Origin of the sequence: Pseudomonas sp. GD04058, from assembly GCF_029836855.1 — a bacterium.
Taxonomy (GTDB): domain Bacteria; phylum Pseudomonadota; class Gammaproteobacteria; order Pseudomonadales; family Pseudomonadaceae; genus Aquipseudomonas; species Aquipseudomonas bharatica.
In genome coordinates this window covers 1-13,558 of the sequence record NZ_JAOECN010000017.1, presented here as the reverse complement: position 1 = coordinate 13,558, position 13,558 = coordinate 1, and the positions used below count along the sequence as shown (strand labels likewise).

General features: G+C 61.0%; 15 protein-coding genes and 1 pseudogene. 8 read left to right on the top strand and 8 right to left on the bottom strand.

Annotated features, from left to right (window positions below; translation table 11 throughout):
- The first annotated feature begins 117 nt into the window (after positions 1-117).
- Genes mdcA through mdcH form a run of 7 tightly spaced genes read left to right on the top strand, consistent with a single transcriptional unit; the run spans position 118 to position 6,111 of the window.
- Positions 118-1,779 carry a malonate decarboxylase subunit alpha gene (gene mdcA, locus N7650_RS15580; RefSeq protein ID WP_279898988.1) on the top strand — a complete coding sequence of 554 codons (1,662 nt, stop codon included), beginning with the start codon at positions 118-120 and terminating at the stop codon, positions 1,777-1,779.
- The gene (locus N7650_RS15575) at positions 1,780-2,634 is read left to right on the top strand and encodes a triphosphoribosyl-dephospho-CoA synthase (RefSeq protein WP_279898986.1); all 855 of its coding nucleotides are present in this window, start codon (positions 1,780-1,782) and stop codon (positions 2,632-2,634) included.
- Positions 2,635-2,636: 2 nt separating this feature from the next.
- Entirely contained in the window at positions 2,637-2,936 is a 300-nt protein-coding gene (locus tag N7650_RS15570) for a malonate decarboxylase subunit delta (protein WP_009401959.1), read from the top strand.
- Entirely contained in the window at positions 2,929-3,783 is an 855-nt protein-coding gene (locus tag N7650_RS15565) for a biotin-independent malonate decarboxylase subunit beta (RefSeq protein ID WP_279898982.1), read from the top strand. The genes N7650_RS15570 and N7650_RS15565 overlap by 8 nt, the downstream gene beginning before the upstream one ends.
- Positions 3,780-4,562, top strand: a complete 783-nt coding sequence (gene mdcE / locus N7650_RS15560; protein ID WP_279898980.1) for a biotin-independent malonate decarboxylase subunit gamma — start codon at positions 3,780-3,782, stop codon at positions 4,560-4,562. The genes N7650_RS15565 and mdcE overlap by 4 nt, the downstream gene beginning before the upstream one ends.
- A 5-nt stretch (positions 4,563-4,567) precedes the next feature.
- A complete protein-coding gene (locus tag N7650_RS15555) occupies positions 4,568-5,185 on the top strand; it encodes a malonate decarboxylase holo-ACP synthase (protein WP_279898979.1) in 618 nt (205 codons plus the stop codon).
- Positions 5,182-6,111, top strand: a complete 930-nt coding sequence (gene mdcH / locus N7650_RS15550) for a malonate decarboxylase subunit epsilon (protein WP_279898978.1) — start codon at positions 5,182-5,184, stop codon at positions 6,109-6,111. Before N7650_RS15555 ends, mdcH begins: the two co-directional genes overlap by 4 nt.
- 367 nt (positions 6,112-6,478) lie before the next feature.
- Here mdcH and N7650_RS15545 read toward each other — a convergent pair whose 3' ends face one another.
- Both N7650_RS15545 and N7650_RS15540 read right to left on the bottom strand, forming a co-directional pair.
- Entirely contained in the window at positions 6,479-7,399 is a 921-nt protein-coding gene (locus tag N7650_RS15545) for a LysR substrate-binding domain-containing protein (protein WP_279898977.1), read from the bottom strand.
- A 104-nt stretch (positions 7,400-7,503) separates the two neighbouring features.
- Positions 7,504-8,850, bottom strand: a complete 1,347-nt coding sequence (locus N7650_RS15540; protein ID WP_009398922.1) for an SLC13 family permease — start codon at positions 8,848-8,850, stop codon at positions 7,504-7,506.
- Between the two features lie 824 nt (positions 8,851-9,674).
- Here N7650_RS15540 and N7650_RS15535 point away from each other — a divergent pair.
- Positions 9,675-9,983 carry a hypothetical protein gene (locus N7650_RS15535; RefSeq protein WP_037060085.1) on the top strand — a complete coding sequence of 103 codons (309 nt, stop codon included), beginning with the start codon at positions 9,675-9,677 and terminating at the stop codon, positions 9,981-9,983.
- A 75-nt stretch (positions 9,984-10,058) separates the two neighbouring features.
- Here N7650_RS15535 and N7650_RS15530 read toward each other — a convergent pair whose 3' ends face one another.
- The 6 genes and pseudogenes from N7650_RS15530 to N7650_RS15505 all read right to left on the bottom strand — a co-directional run.
- Entirely contained in the window at positions 10,059-10,541 is a 483-nt protein-coding gene (locus N7650_RS15530) for a hypothetical protein (protein ID WP_009398920.1), read from the bottom strand.
- Between the two features lie 130 nt (positions 10,542-10,671).
- The gene (locus tag N7650_RS15525) at positions 10,672-11,307 is read right to left on the bottom strand and encodes a DUF2625 family protein (protein WP_279898973.1); all 636 of its coding nucleotides are present in this window, start codon (positions 11,305-11,307) and stop codon (positions 10,672-10,674) included.
- 148 nt (positions 11,308-11,455) lie between these two features.
- Positions 11,456-11,737 (bottom strand): YrhB domain-containing protein, encoded by a 282-nt coding sequence (locus N7650_RS15520; protein WP_009398917.1) that lies wholly within the window; start codon positions 11,735-11,737, stop codon positions 11,456-11,458.
- Positions 11,738-11,867: 130 nt separating this feature from the next.
- Positions 11,868-12,227, bottom strand: coding sequence for a hypothetical protein (locus tag N7650_RS15515; protein ID WP_279898971.1), 360 nt, complete (start codon positions 12,225-12,227; stop codon positions 11,868-11,870).
- A 349-nt stretch (positions 12,228-12,576) separates the two neighbouring features.
- Positions 12,577-13,035, bottom strand: a complete 459-nt coding sequence (locus tag N7650_RS15510) for a hypothetical protein (protein ID WP_080604749.1) — start codon at positions 13,033-13,035, stop codon at positions 12,577-12,579.
- 316 nt (positions 13,036-13,351) lie between these two features.
- Positions 13,352-13,558, bottom strand: a pseudogene (locus N7650_RS15505) (hypothetical protein); the annotation flags it as partial.

Genomic DNA, 13,558 nt, shown 5'->3' with positions numbered 1-13,558 from the left:
TTCCAGCCTGAGCGATCGTTAATTTAAGCGTAATGATCCGCGAACCATCTTGATTGATGCCTTTCCTCCTCCCCTCGTATGTTGACCTCCACGAAAGCGGACCCGTGGAGTCACCCAATGACAACAAGACCCTCCCCCCCACCGCAGTGGTCGCGCCGGCGCACCGAGAAGCAGCGGCGGCTCGATCTGCTGCGCGACCTCGCAAATGGCGCGGTGATACCCGGTGAACGAATCGTCGAAGCCCTGGAACTGTTGATCGCCCCCGGTGATCGGGTGGTGCTCGAAGGCAACAACCAGAAACAGGCGGATTTCCTCTCCCGCTCGCTGGCCAAGGCCGACCCCGGCAAGCTGCACGACCTGCACATGATCATGCCCAGCGTCAGCCGCGCCGAGCATCTGGACCTGTTCGAACAGGGCATCGCCCGCAAGCTCGATTTCTCCTTCGCCGGCCCGCAAAGCCTGCGCATCGGCCAGTTGCTCGAAGACGGCCGCCTGGAAGTCGGCGCCATCCATACCTACATCGAACTGTACTCGCGCCTGCTGGTGGACCTGATCCCCAACGTGGCCCTGGTGGCCGGCTTCATGGCCGACCGCGAGGGCAACATCTATACCGGCCCGAGCACCGAGGATACCCCGGCCCTGGTCGAACCGACTGCCTTCAGCGACGGCATCGTGATCGTCCAGGTCAACCAGTTGGTCGACGATGTCCGCGACCTGCCCCGGGTCGATATCCCGGCGTCCTGGATCGATTTCGTGGTGGTCGCCGACAGGCCGTTCTACATCGAGCCGCTGTTCACCCGCGACCCACGCCATATCAAGCCGGTCCATGTGCTGATGGCGATGATGGCGATACGTGGGATCTACGAGAAGCACAACGTGCAGTCGCTCAACCACGGCATCGGTTTCAACACCGCCGCGATCGAGCTGATCCTGCCGACCTATGGCGAGTCCCTCGGCCTCAAGGGCAGGATCTGCCGCAACTGGACGCTCAACCCGCACCCGACGCTGATTCCGGCGATCGAGTCCGGCTGGGTCGAGAGCGTGCATTGCTTCGGCACCGAGCTGGGCATGGAAGACTACATCGCGCAGCGCCCGGACGTGTTCTTCACCGGGCGCGATGGCTCGATGCGCTCCAACCGCATGATGTGCCAACTGGCCGGCCAGTATGCCGTCGACCTGTTCATCGGCGCCACCCTGCAGGTGGATGGCGACGGGCACTCCTCGACCGTTACCCGCGGCCGCCTGGCCGGCTTCGGCGGCGCGCCGAACATGGGCCACGACCCACGCGGCCGCCGCCACGCGACCCCGGCCTGGCTGGACATGACCGAGCCGGTGACCCTGCTGGAACGGGGCCGCAAGCTGGTGGTGCAGATGGTCGAAACCTTCCAGGAAGGCGGCAAGCCCACCTTCGTCGAGACCTTGGATGCCGTGGACGTGGCCAGGAAAGCCGGCATGCCCCTGGCGCCGGTAATGATCTACGGCGACGACGTGACCCACCTGCTCACCGAGGAAGGCATCGCCTACCTGTACAAGGCGCGCAGCCTCGAAGAACGCCAGGCGATGATCGCAGCGGTCGCCGGCGTCACCGCCATCGGCCTGCGCCACGATCCGAAAAACACCCAGCGCATGCGCCGCGAAGGCCTGATCGCACTGCCCGAGGACCTCGGCATCCAGCGCACCCAGGCCAGTCGCACCTTGCTCGCGGCCAAGAGCATCGCCGAACTGGTCGAGTGGTCCGGCGGACTGTACAACCCGCCCGCACGTTTCAGGAGCTGGTAAATGAGCGTATCCACACTGATCCATACCCCGCTTCCGCTCGCCCACTGGCTGGCCGATGCCGCCGTGGACGCCCTGATCGACGAGGCCGACCTGTCGCCCAAACCGGCACTGGTGGACCGCCGCGGCACGGGTGCCCATCACGATCTGCACCTTGGCCTGATGCACGCCTCGGCCCTGGCGCTCTGGCCATGCTTCAAGGAAATGGCGGAGGCTGCACTGGCCCTGGGCGAAGTCGGCCTGCCGCTGCGCGAAGCGCTCGGGCGCATTGGCCGTGAAGGTGAACGCGCGATGTTGGCGACCACCGGCGGCGTCAACACTCACCGCGGCGCGATCTGGGCCCTGGGCCTGCTGGTCGCCGCCCGTGCGCTCGGCGAGCCAGGCGAAGACGCCAGTGCAGTCGCCGCGCGCGCCGGACGCATCGCCCTGATCGACGACCGCTTCGCGCCAAGGCAGCCGGACAGCCACGGCCTTCAGGTGCAACGTCGCTACGGTGCACGCGGCGCCCGGGAACAAGCGCAATCGGGCTTCCCGGCGGTACTCGGCCATGGCTTGCCGCAACTGCGGGCCAGCCGCAGCCGCGGCGCGGGCGAGCAGAATGCGCGCCTCGACGCCCTGCTGGCGATCATGGCCACCCTCGACGACACCTGCGTGCTCTGGCGCGCCGGGCCGCAGGGCTTGCACGCCATGCAGCAAGGCGCCCGGGCCATCCTCGATGCCGGCGGCAGCGCCAGCCTTGCCGGGCGCCGCCGCCTGAGCGAACTGGACGCCAGCCTGCTGGCCCTCAACGCCTCGCCAGGCGGCGCCGCCGACTTGCTGGCGGCCTGCCTGTTCCTCGATAACGCCGGGAGCCTCTGAACATGGAAACCCTGTCTTTCACCTTTCCCGCCGGCGAGCCTGGCGCAGGCCGTGCCCTGGTGGGCTGCGTCGGTTCCGGCGATCTTGAAGTGCTGCTCGAACCCGGCGCCCACGGTGTGCTGGCAATCACCGTGGTCACCTCGGTCAACGGCAGTGCGCCACGCTGGGAGCAGCTGTTCCAGCGCCTGTTCACCGAGCAGTTGCCGCCGGCCATGAACATCGACATCCACGACTTCGGCGCTACCCCGGGTGTGGTGCGCCTGCGCCTGGAACAAGGCTTCGAGGAGATTGCCCATGACTGATGTCGCCCGCTTGCTCAACAGCCGCAGCTTCGTCGAACTCGGCGCTCGCGAGCGTGCCCGGGCGCTGCTCGATGCCGATAGCATGCGCGAACTGCTCGGGCCGTTCGATCGCCTGATGTCGCCCTGGCTGCCCGGCCAGGGCATCGTGCCCCAGGCCGACGATGGCGTGGTCATCGCCAAGGGCACCCTGGACGGCCGGCCGCTGGTGCTGGCCGCCATCGAGGGCGCCTTCCAGGGCGGCAGCATGGGCGAGGTCGGCGGTGCCAAGATCGCCGGCGCCCTTGAACTGGCGGTCGAGGACAACCGCAAGGGCATCCCCACCGCCGCGGTACTGCTGCTGGAAACCGGTGGCGTACGCCTGCAGGAAGCCAACCTGGGCCTGGCGGCCATCGCCGAGATCCAGGCGGCGATCGTCGAGCTGCGTCAGTTCCAGCCGGTAGTCGGCCTGGTCGCCGGCGCCGTTGGCTGCTTTGGCGGCATGTCCATCGCTGCCGGGCTGTGCAGTCACCTGATCGTCACCCGCGAAGCGCGCCTCGGCCTCAATGGCCCGCAGGTGATCGAACAGGAAGCGGGCATCGACGAATACGACTCCCGCGACCGGCCCTTCATTTGGAGCCTGACCGGCGGCGAACAACGGCATGCCTGCGCACTGGCAGACAGCTACATCGCGGACGATGTCGAGCAGTTGCGTACGGCGCTGGCAAGGGCCCTCGCCGCCGGCGAACCCGCCCTGCCCCGTAGCCGGCGCCATGCCGATTTCCTTGCCCTGCTGAACAAGCTCGGGGCGGACTGCGAACAACTGGACGCGCGCCGCGTGCGCGCCATCTACCAGGGAGAACTGCAATGAGCCGAGGATACCAGTGGCTGCGCGCATTGGCCGCCGGGCAGGAACTGCCGGGCTTTCCCGCCTCGGTGAAAGTCATCGATGGCGAGCTGGCGAACCGCCCCGCGCGCTACCTGGCGGTGGTACCGGACGCACACAATCCGTTCCCCCGGGCGCGACAGGGCGAGGTCGGCCTGCTCGAAGGCTGGGGCCTGGCCAAGGCCATAGACGAGGCCATCGAGGCCGACCTCGGCGCTACCCCACGGGTGCTGGTGGCGGTGGTCGATGTACCGAGCCAGGCCTATGGCCGGCGCGAGGAGGCGCTGGGTATCCACCAGGCGCTGGCCGGCGCAGTGGATGCCTATGCCCGCGCCCGGCTCGCCGGTCACCCGGTGATTGCCCTGCTGGTCGGCAAGGCGATGTCGGGGGCCTTCCTGGCCCACGGCTACCAGGCCCAGCGCCTGATCGCCCTGGACGACGACGGCGTGATGGTGCATGCCATGGGCAAGGCCGCCGCCGCGCGCATCACCTTGCGCAGCGTCGAGGAACTCGAAGCCCTGGCCGCCAGCGTCCCGCCCATGGCCTACGACATCGCCAGCTATGCCTCGCTGGGGCTGTTGTGGGAGCGGGTCAAGGTCGAACGCATCGAGCAGCCCGGCGCGGCGGATACCGCCAGGGTCAACGAGGTGCTGGCCCGCGCGGTACTGGATATCGGCACGAGCACCGACCTGCGCGGCCGCCTCGGCGCACCGAACCGGGCGATGTCGTCGCGGGTGCGCGAGCGCTTGCGGGCCCAGTGGTAAGTCGGATGAACAGCACCTTTCGCGCACACGATCTGCTGTGGGGCATGCCCCCCGCGCAACTGCCCGAAGATGCCCCGAACTGGGCGCGCCAGGTGCTGGGCGCCGGCCTGCCGGTAGTGGTACGCCGGGCCAGCGGCGAAGCGGGATCGGTGCCGGTCGGCGTGCGCGGCGACCAGCGCGCGCGGCGCCTGGCGGCCTGGATGACGACTGCGGCAGTGCGCTGCCGGCGCCGCCCCGAGGACCTGCGCCTGAACGGCCCGGCGGACCTGCCCGCACTGGTTGCCCTGCACCAGGTCACACCGATCCTGGACGGCACCGGCCTCGACTGGGGCCCTACCGGTGGCGTCGCCTACCAGTTGGCGACCGGGCTGACGGTGTTGCACGCCGACAGTGATCTCGACCTGCTGCTGCGTACACCGACGCCCATCAGCCGTGGCGAAGCCCGAAGCCTGGGCCAGGCCTTGAAGGCCATGGCCTGCCGCATCGACCTGCAACTGGAAACGCCCAACGGCGCCGTGGCCCTGGCCGAGTGGGTCACGGACAGCACGAAGGTGCTGCTCAAGCACCGCGACGGCGCCCGCCTGGTCAGCGATCCCTGGCACCTCGCGGAGCAGCCGGCATGAGCAGCCTGTTCGCCTTTCCCGGCCAGGGCGCGCAACGCGCCGGAATGCTGCAAGGCCTGGTGCAGGACGCCTCGGGCCGGGCCTGCCTGGAAGAAGCCGGCGATGTGCTCGGCGAGTCCCTGCTGGGCCTCGACAGCCGCGAGGCACTGGCCTCCACTCGCGCCGTGCAACTGTGCCTGCTGGTGGCCGGCGTGGCAGCCGCGCGCGGGCTGCTGCAACGCAACCCGCCACCGGACTACGTTGCCGGACTGTCCATCGGTGCCTACCCGGCAGCGGTGATCGCCGGCGCCCTGGACTACGCCGACGCGGTGCGCCTGGTGGCCCTGCGCGGCGAGCTGATGCAACGTGCCTACCCCGCTGGTTACGGCATGACGGCCTTGATCGGCCTGGACCAGGGCAGCGTCGAACGACTGATCGAGACCGAGCGCGAGCCGGTGTTCCTGGCCAATATCAATGCCGAGCAACAGTTCGTGATCGCCGGCGATGACCAGGCCATGCAACGGGTTGCCCAACGAGCGCTGGCCATGGGCGCTCGCGCGGCCAGGCGCCTGGCCATGAGCGTGCCGTCCCATTGCCCGTTGCTGGAATCGCCGGCCAGGGAACTGGCACAGGCCTTCGCCGCGGTCCCCCTGCGCCGCCCCGGCATCAGGTTCCTGAGCAGCAACAGCGCCAGGCCTGTGCCCACCGCCGAGGCCCTGCGCGACGACCTGGCCTTCAACATGTGCCGCCGCGTCGACTGGGCGGCGACCGTCCGCACCGCCTGGGAACGGGGCGTGCGCCTGCTGGTGGAGATGCCACCCGGCGCCGTGCTCAGCGGCCTGTCCCGGCCTGTGTTCAACCCCGGAACCGTGATCCCCTGCCAGGACGCCCGTGCGGATACCCTGGATGCACTACTGCGCAGGGAGGCAGATACCTCCTTGTCATGATCGCAGGTGCGGGTTCTGTGCTAGCCGATGGATCTGCAGCGCTCTCCAGATCGAGCGCCGCCCGCGCGGCGCATCGCTGGCAAGCCAGCTCCCACATTTGTTGCAACGCGCCATGGCCTGTGAGATCTCCATTGCCAGCCTTTGGATGTTCGGCGATCCATCGTGGGAATGGCTATTGGGTTCGGCGCGATATCGAGTCATACAAACAGAGCGGTCAACCATGGCCTGGCTGGCATAGGTACGTTGCAACAAATGTGGGAGCTGGCTTGCCAGCGATGCGCCGCGCGGGCGGCGCTCAATCTCAAGGACGCCAGAAAAGCCAAGCCGAGCACCTATAAGCCCTGACGCAACCTCCTGACGAACCTTCTCACCCCTCTTCACGCCCCCGGCTGTACATACGGCACTCAGCAACCAGCGCCAGCAGGTTCGGGTCCCGCTCGCGGCTCTTCAGGAACATCACGCCGATATGCTGCTGCAGGCGATAGCGCGGCTGCAGCGGGATCAGCTTGACGCGGTTTTCATAGACCGCCGAGATCCGCCCCGGCAGCAAGGCGTAGCCCACCCCGGAACTGACCATGCTGAGCAAGGTGAAGATGTCGTTCACCTGCATGGCCACGTTGGGCTTGAACCCGGCCTGCTCGAACACCCGCACCCCATCGCGGTAGGTCGCGAAGCCCTGGGCCAAGGTAATGAAGGTCGAGGCGGCGAGATCGGCCAGGTCCACCTCGGCTTCCAGGGCAAAGGGCGAGTCGGTGGGCACGGCCAGGAAGATATCGTCGGAGAACAACGGCAACTGTTCGCAGGCCGGGTCGCTGGTGCTTTCGTCCAGGGAAACCAGGATGGCGTCCAGTTCGAAGTTTTTCAGGCGATACATCAGGTCGACGTTGGAGCCGAGGATCAGGTCGATATTCAGCTCGCTGCGCCGCAGCTTCAGGCCCATGACCAGTTGCGGCACGGTCTTCACCGTCAGCGAATACAAGGCGCCGAGCTTGAAGCGCTCGGACGAGAAGCCGGCGGCCTCACGCGTCAGACGCACCATTTCACCGGCGTCCTGGATCAGCTTGCGGGCCTTTTCCTCCAGCACATAGGCGCTTTCCAGCGGCGTCAGCTTGCGCCCTTCATGCTTGAACAGCGGGCAGCGCAAAGCGTTCTCCAGCGAATGGATGGCCCTGTGCACGCTGACACTGCTGGTCTCCAGCTCGCTGGCGGCGCGGGCAAGGTTGCCGTTGTGCATGAACGAGAGAAAGATTTCCAGCTTCTTCAGGGTCAGCTCTTCGTCGATTTGCATACTCGGGTCCAGGCAGGAAGGGGCTGCCCGTGAGCATATAGGAACGCCGCAGCGCATGCCGGCAGAGGTGAGGTGACGACCTGCGGCCGCCACCTGCGCAGGGCCTACATCCAGCCCGGCATCACGAACAGCAGCCAGGCCAGCAGCGGCCCGAAGGCCACCACCAACCCGCTGTAGACAAGGAAGCGACGGAACAAGGCTTCGCGCTCTTCCTTCGCCGCCGAAGCCACCACCAGGGCGCCATTGGTGGAGAACGGGCTGACATCCACCACCGTGGAAGACACCGCCAGCGCACAGATGACACCAGCCGCGCCGAGATGGCCCTGCATCAGGAAGGGAACCGCCAGCGGGATGGTTGCCCCCAGTACCGCCGCCGAAGATGCGAACGCGGAGACGATGCCCCCGACATAGCACACCAGCAGCGCCCCCAGCAGCGGAATGCCGATGGCACTGACGCCGTGGCCGACGAAATCGACCGCACCGGCCTTCTGCAGCACGGCGACATAGGTCACCACGCCGCTGATCAGCAGCACCGTGGACCAACTGATGCCGTCCACCGCGCCCTTCTGCGCCGACGGCGAAACGATCGCGATAGCGACGGCAACGGTGATCGCCACCAGGCCGACGTTCAGGTCGTATGCCAGCGCGGCGATGCCCAGCCCCAGAAGGCCGACCAGCGTGATCAGGTGATCGCGATTGATCTGCAGCTCACTCAGCGCCTGCGGATCATTGGACAGGGTGCCGCCACCGGCACTGACCAACGCACCATGGCCCTCGATGGCGAACTCCCGCGACGACGCCTGCACCCCGGCGAGCAACGGCTCCTCGACCACGGCACGCCCACGGCGCAGCAAGGCGATGCCGCCAAAGGCGAAGAAGCAGATGAACGCCATCAGCACGTTGAAGCCGAGACTGGTGAGGAACACGGCCATCTCCGTAACGTCCAACCCAGCCTTCTGCACCACCTGGTTGGTGATGCCGCCGTACACGCTGATCGGCGAGAACCCGCCCGCCTGCGCACCGTGGATCACCAGCAGGCCCATCATCAACGGATTGATCTCGTACTGCTTGGCAAAACGCAGCGCGACCGGGCCGATGATCGCAACCGCAGCCGGCCCCAGCGCACCGAACGCCGTGAGCACGGCAGTGACGATGAACATCACCCAGGGAATGGCCACGATATGGCCTCGTACCGCCTTCACCGCCCAATGCACCAACAGGTCGATGGTGCCGTTCTTCTGGGCGATGGCGAACAGATAGGTAATTCCGACCAGGGTCAGGAACAGATCGGCAGGGAACCCGGCCAGAACCTCCTTGCCCCCCATGCCGACCCACACGCCACCAACGATGAACGCCAGGGTAAAGCCGACTGCGCCCATATTGATCGGCAGCGCCGTGGCCACGATGAACATCACCACCAGACCGATGATCGTTGCAATTTCAGGGCTCATACGTCCTCCCGAGGCAGCAGGTTCGTTTCATCGGACAGCAATCCGCTGTCCAGCCTGATGAAACCGGCCCGGGAACAAAAGGCAGGTAGGGCTACACCGTAGATGATCATTGTTTTTACCCTCGTTGATTCGTCGAAGTTATTGTTCTTGTGCTTCGGTAATCGGTAGTGCTATCGGCTGCGGTTCACCTCCTGGCGCAGCAGAAAATACAGGGGATCCAGGCGCGAGGACACGCCGGGCCGGGGCACGCACCGAGCGAATCGCCGGATCGTCCCGGCGCGGCGACAGGAACAGCGCGGCGGAGGGGAGCGTGTTGTTGGCATTGGAAACTCCACGAAATCCGCTTTCGTGAAGGCACATTAGAAGTGCAGGCCGCAGGGCATCAATCAAGGGAAGAGGTGCTTTGTTACGGTAAGGTTAATGATTCGATCGAAAAGATCGGCGTCCAATACCTCGGAATGGTACAGCCCGAAGGAGTCCTCAATCGCTCACCGATAGGCGATTTACCCTACAAACATCAGACCGCTTCCGACTTTCGTGTAGGCAATTTCCCAAGCATACTTTTCCGCCCCATCCAGCGTTGCGCTCCTGGAAATGGTTGCCTAGCCTTCGCCGGTCGTTGCTCAACAACGACCGGCTTTGACAGGCCTGAAGACCGTTTTACGAGGAGACGCCAGTCGTTATGGCGGCTGTGCGTGTGGGCGCCTTCGGGCGCGCCAGGTCGTTCTCCTCATGGTCCCTGGTCTGTCAACCCACGCACAGTTGCCACCCTCCTGGTTTGACAGCCGGTTCGTGGCAGCACCTGTTGACCAGAGGAGCACGTGATGAAGAAGCTTGTCCCCGATCCACCCTCACCCACTCAACGCCGCACAACCACACTGACCCATTTCGGCTCATGCAATGGCGCGCACCCGCCGCTTTTCGCCGTACACCCCGATGCCGATATCGAGGATGCGCTGATGCATCTGCATGCGGCGATAACCTCGGCATTCGAGAGCAACGCCCAGCTCTGCGAAATGCTCTCGCGGCCATTGGCGGACAAGGCCTGGGCGACATGGCAATCATTGGAGATTTGCCAGGCGCTGGTGGAGGCATTGCGTGGAGGGCCGTGTTGCCGACAAGGACTGGGGTAAAAGGTTGAAGGCCGCTTGGGCGGCCTTTTCTGTTTTTGGGTGCCATTCAAATCTGGTCCTATCCGTTTCCCATTCTCAGTCCACACTCTCAATCACAATGTTTTCCTCGGCTGGCAAAAAGAAACGCGCCGCCAACCAGCAAATAACGATCGAAGCAAAAGAAATCATTGCCACTTCAAAAAAATGATCGGAGAACTGGGCGTCGCTTATACCACCCTCTATTACCGCCAGGAACAGCAGCACCCAGAACATGGCAATAAGCCCACCCGACAAAGAGACAAGCACACAGTTTCGTGACGTTCTACCGACCTTCATCCATGCAATGATCAGTGCAAATACTAGGAACGGCGGAAGAAACGCCACCTGCACAATGAACGGCACGAGGAAAGGCATAGCGACTAGCTCTATTCCTTTGACCTCACCCAACAATCCCGGAGTATTCACCAAGTGCGCAAGGAGGGTAACAAACTTGTAAATCCCAGCCATAAACCCTAGAACAAACGGACAGAAGAAAAATGCAGCAAACACCTTGTAACGCGGATACTTCATTATGCTCATGGCTTGAACCCCTGTGCTTTCGGAATATCCAAGCAGATTACACTCAAACTCCACCCTGGACTTATCAATCGACGCAACTCTCCTAACAGAAAAATAAATCTGCCTCTTTTCCCGCTAGCGCCTCAAGAAATCATTCACCAACGTCAAATTTAATCTGAGCACCGTCAGGCAACTCTTTGATTTGAAGCGCTAAATCGGCCCTGAGCCTCATACCTTCAACAGCGTCAATCATATGCAGATTATCAATCGTAAACTCACCGCCCAATACGAATGGCGTCTTAGGCACAACGCGCTTTCCAGCAGAAAGCTGGCCATTCTGTTTTTGCCACTGATGCGCTAATGGATAACCTGTTAGAACTTCATAATCATGAAGGAGTGTTTGCGCCCATTGTTCAATGTCGCCAGCCAAATAATCAAGGCAGCCGAGCTCCGGATCAAATGTGTAAACGTTACCGTCCTTGAGACAGAACTGCCCGCCAAATATATCCTCGGCAAAAAATAGGCAACCGTCTGCAAGACCGTTGTATCGACTGCGCCATAGTGCATGCTCATTCCAATCAGTGATATCAAGCTCGTGCTGGCTGGAGCATGCTGGAAATACATGCAATGCGCTTTCGAGAGCGTAAAACCCATTACGCCGACGAAGCATACCCAAAAGTTGGTCAGCCAACGCTCCTGCATATTCAAGCAAATACTCTTGAATCGCCGGCTCACCCTGACTCAACGATGAACTTGAGTTTACTAACAACCTTTCCAAACTGCTCATATCCTAATCACCCTAAAAAGAAGACAGATTTATCTTTCATCGACGCAGCTCGTCTAGCTGAGAAAAATAAGTCCGCCCCTTTCCCCTTGAAAAGCAAATCCGTCCCCTTTTCCACATCTATCGACCCAGTTGTTTTTACACCATTAAATTACCTTAACCTCAAGGATTTCTCTTTCATATAGTCCTTCAAATAGCTATCTATGGGCTTTGCTGTTCCAAGAATATAAAGCTCACCAGACTGCCTATCAATTAAAAACGGGGCATTCCCTGCGAGCTGAGTTGACAGCTCACCTGTTTCCAAAAACTCCTTTGATTGGTAGCAGAAATACCACCCCTCGGAAAATTCTCCCTCATATGTAATTTGCAAAGGAACTTCGGAGCCCTTTAGATATTCCTTCGCCAGCTCCAAGGCATACGCATAAGTGACCATCAATTTGTCCTCGGGAAGAGGGGACACGGGAAAAGGGGACAGATTTCTATCTGATGCCATTCGTCTAGCCGAAAAATAGATCTGTCCCCTTTTCCGGTCTGTCCCCTTTTCGGTCCCCTTTTCGATAGCATCATGTGTTTCCTATATATACGGCTCCATCCGAGAACTCCACCAACCACGGGTCAGTTGATGACGAATAAAATGTAGTCAAGATGCGGCCATCATACAATCTAAAGAATGGATCGATTGGCTGAGCATCAATAAGCCAACCTACCTCAACAATGGACAAACCTGAAAGCGCAGAAACAAAGTCAAGGGAGTCGTCATCCCAGTAAGCGACCAGCAGCTTCCCTCCCTTAGAAACACGCCACGCGCCCCTAGTCCGAAAGCGCCACCCCGCCGAAAAAAGCATCAGAATATCACCATCCCAAAATACTCTTTCAATTTTTATAGGCAACAGAAGCGCCACAGCTTGTAAGAATTTAGTCATTGCTTAGTCCATTTGCTCAATATGCGTCCTCTCTCTAATCCACTGCTTCCGTTCAGCTTTCGATAAACCCTGCGGAGGCTGCGGTGGCTATTCCAGTAGTAGACGGAAAAGGGAACAGATTTATTTTCCACCCGATGTCATTCGTCTAGCAGAAAAAATAAATCTGTCCTCTTTTCCGCCTTTTCCGCTGTCCCCTTTTCCGTGTTCCCTTTTCTGATCAATAGACACGATCTATAAATCAAAGTAGAAAAATCGACTCACTCAGTACCACCACTACACTCCAATATTTTTATGCAACCTGTCCTTTTTTTCACTTCTTCCTCGCTTCCCTCATCGTCCCCTTTTCCTCTCACCACACCTCATGTACTTCAGGACGATAACCCATTTCAATTCGCTCAACCAAAAGAGGAGCGCTAATTATACCCTCAGTGGGATACTCCAATTCCTGCGGCGTTAGGTCTCTCTCCAGCCGAAGAGACTTTTCTCCATCCCACAACCAAATAGACCCACCTGCGCCGCCGTTTCTGGAACGGAACACTGGAAAAATTTGTAGCACCTCAGGCACAGGCACATTGGCGACCACTGTCAACAACCCTTGATTGACAGCACTCTGAACTACAAAAAAAGCAGAAAACTGAACCGGGTTACGCACCACATCCAGAAAGCTCTCTGGCTGTTTCCCATAGACTCCAGAAAAAACCCGAATCAAATAACCAAACTCTGGACTCTTGTGCGTAACCTGCGCATAAGCAATTCCTTCGGAAGTTAAAATCTGCAATACATCGCCAAACTTCACTTTTTTCGTCATTTAGAACCCCGCATATCCCACACTCCTCAGCAGTTCAGCACCGCGAACCAAACCCTGCTCGTACTTAGTCGGATTTTTAACTTGTGAGATAGAGTTAATTTTATTTATCAAGGTACCGCCGTCTTTCCCGAGCCCATGGAAATCTATGAGTGTTTGCTCAACCGCACGAGCATCAGCTCGTGATAGCCCTTCAAGCCCTCAAAAAGGGGACAGATTTATTTCCTACTAGAAAAATAAATCTGTCCCCTTTTCGTGTCCCCTTTTCGCTTTTCGCTCGCCAGTTTGCAGATATCTCTGATGCTTCTTTTGCCCCTACTCAACTCTTCAATGCTGGCAAAGACAGCACTTCATCATACTGCGGCCAGTCTTCCCTAGCGCGTTTGAGTACCCCTTGCATCAACTTGTCCAATTCAGGCAGGGGCTGCTCGGGTGGCAATTGGTCAAAGGGCACGGCCAGAAGCGGATGATCAATCTTCTGCGGATTGGCTAAACCTTCCCATTGGCGCAGGCGCAGGATATAAAG

Coding starts and splice junctions, on each gene's coding strand:
- mdcA (WP_279898988.1), top strand. CDS start 118: ATGACAACAAGACCCTCCCCCCCACCGCAGTGGTCGCGCCGGCGCACC.
- N7650_RS15575 (WP_279898986.1), top strand. CDS start 1,780: ATGAGCGTATCCACACTGATCCATACCCCGCTTCCGCTCGCCCACTGG.
- N7650_RS15570 (WP_009401959.1), top strand. CDS start 2,637: ATGGAAACCCTGTCTTTCACCTTTCCCGCCGGCGAGCCTGGCGCAGGC.
- N7650_RS15565 (WP_279898982.1), top strand. CDS start 2,929: ATGACTGATGTCGCCCGCTTGCTCAACAGCCGCAGCTTCGTCGAACTC.
- mdcE (WP_279898980.1), top strand. CDS start 3,780: ATGAGCCGAGGATACCAGTGGCTGCGCGCATTGGCCGCCGGGCAGGAA.
- N7650_RS15555 (WP_279898979.1), top strand. CDS start 4,568: ATGAACAGCACCTTTCGCGCACACGATCTGCTGTGGGGCATGCCCCCC.
- mdcH (WP_279898978.1), top strand. CDS start 5,182: ATGAGCAGCCTGTTCGCCTTTCCCGGCCAGGGCGCGCAACGCGCCGGA.
- N7650_RS15545 (WP_279898977.1), bottom strand. CDS start 7,399: ATGCAAATCGACGAAGAGCTGACCCTGAAGAAGCTGGAAATCTTTCTC.
- N7650_RS15540 (WP_009398922.1), bottom strand. CDS start 8,850: ATGAGCCCTGAAATTGCAACGATCATCGGTCTGGTGGTGATGTTCATC.
- N7650_RS15535 (WP_037060085.1), top strand. CDS start 9,675: ATGAAGAAGCTTGTCCCCGATCCACCCTCACCCACTCAACGCCGCACA.
- N7650_RS15530 (WP_009398920.1), bottom strand. CDS start 10,541: ATGAGCATAATGAAGTATCCGCGTTACAAGGTGTTTGCTGCATTTTTC.
- N7650_RS15525 (WP_279898973.1), bottom strand. CDS start 11,307: ATGAGCAGTTTGGAAAGGTTGTTAGTAAACTCAAGTTCATCGTTGAGT.
- N7650_RS15520 (WP_009398917.1), bottom strand. CDS start 11,737: ATGGTCACTTATGCGTATGCCTTGGAGCTGGCGAAGGAATATCTAAAG.
- N7650_RS15515 (WP_279898971.1), bottom strand. CDS start 12,227: ATGACTAAATTCTTACAAGCTGTGGCGCTTCTGTTGCCTATAAAAATT.
- N7650_RS15510 (WP_080604749.1), bottom strand. CDS start 13,035: ATGACGAAAAAAGTGAAGTTTGGCGATGTATTGCAGATTTTAACTTCC.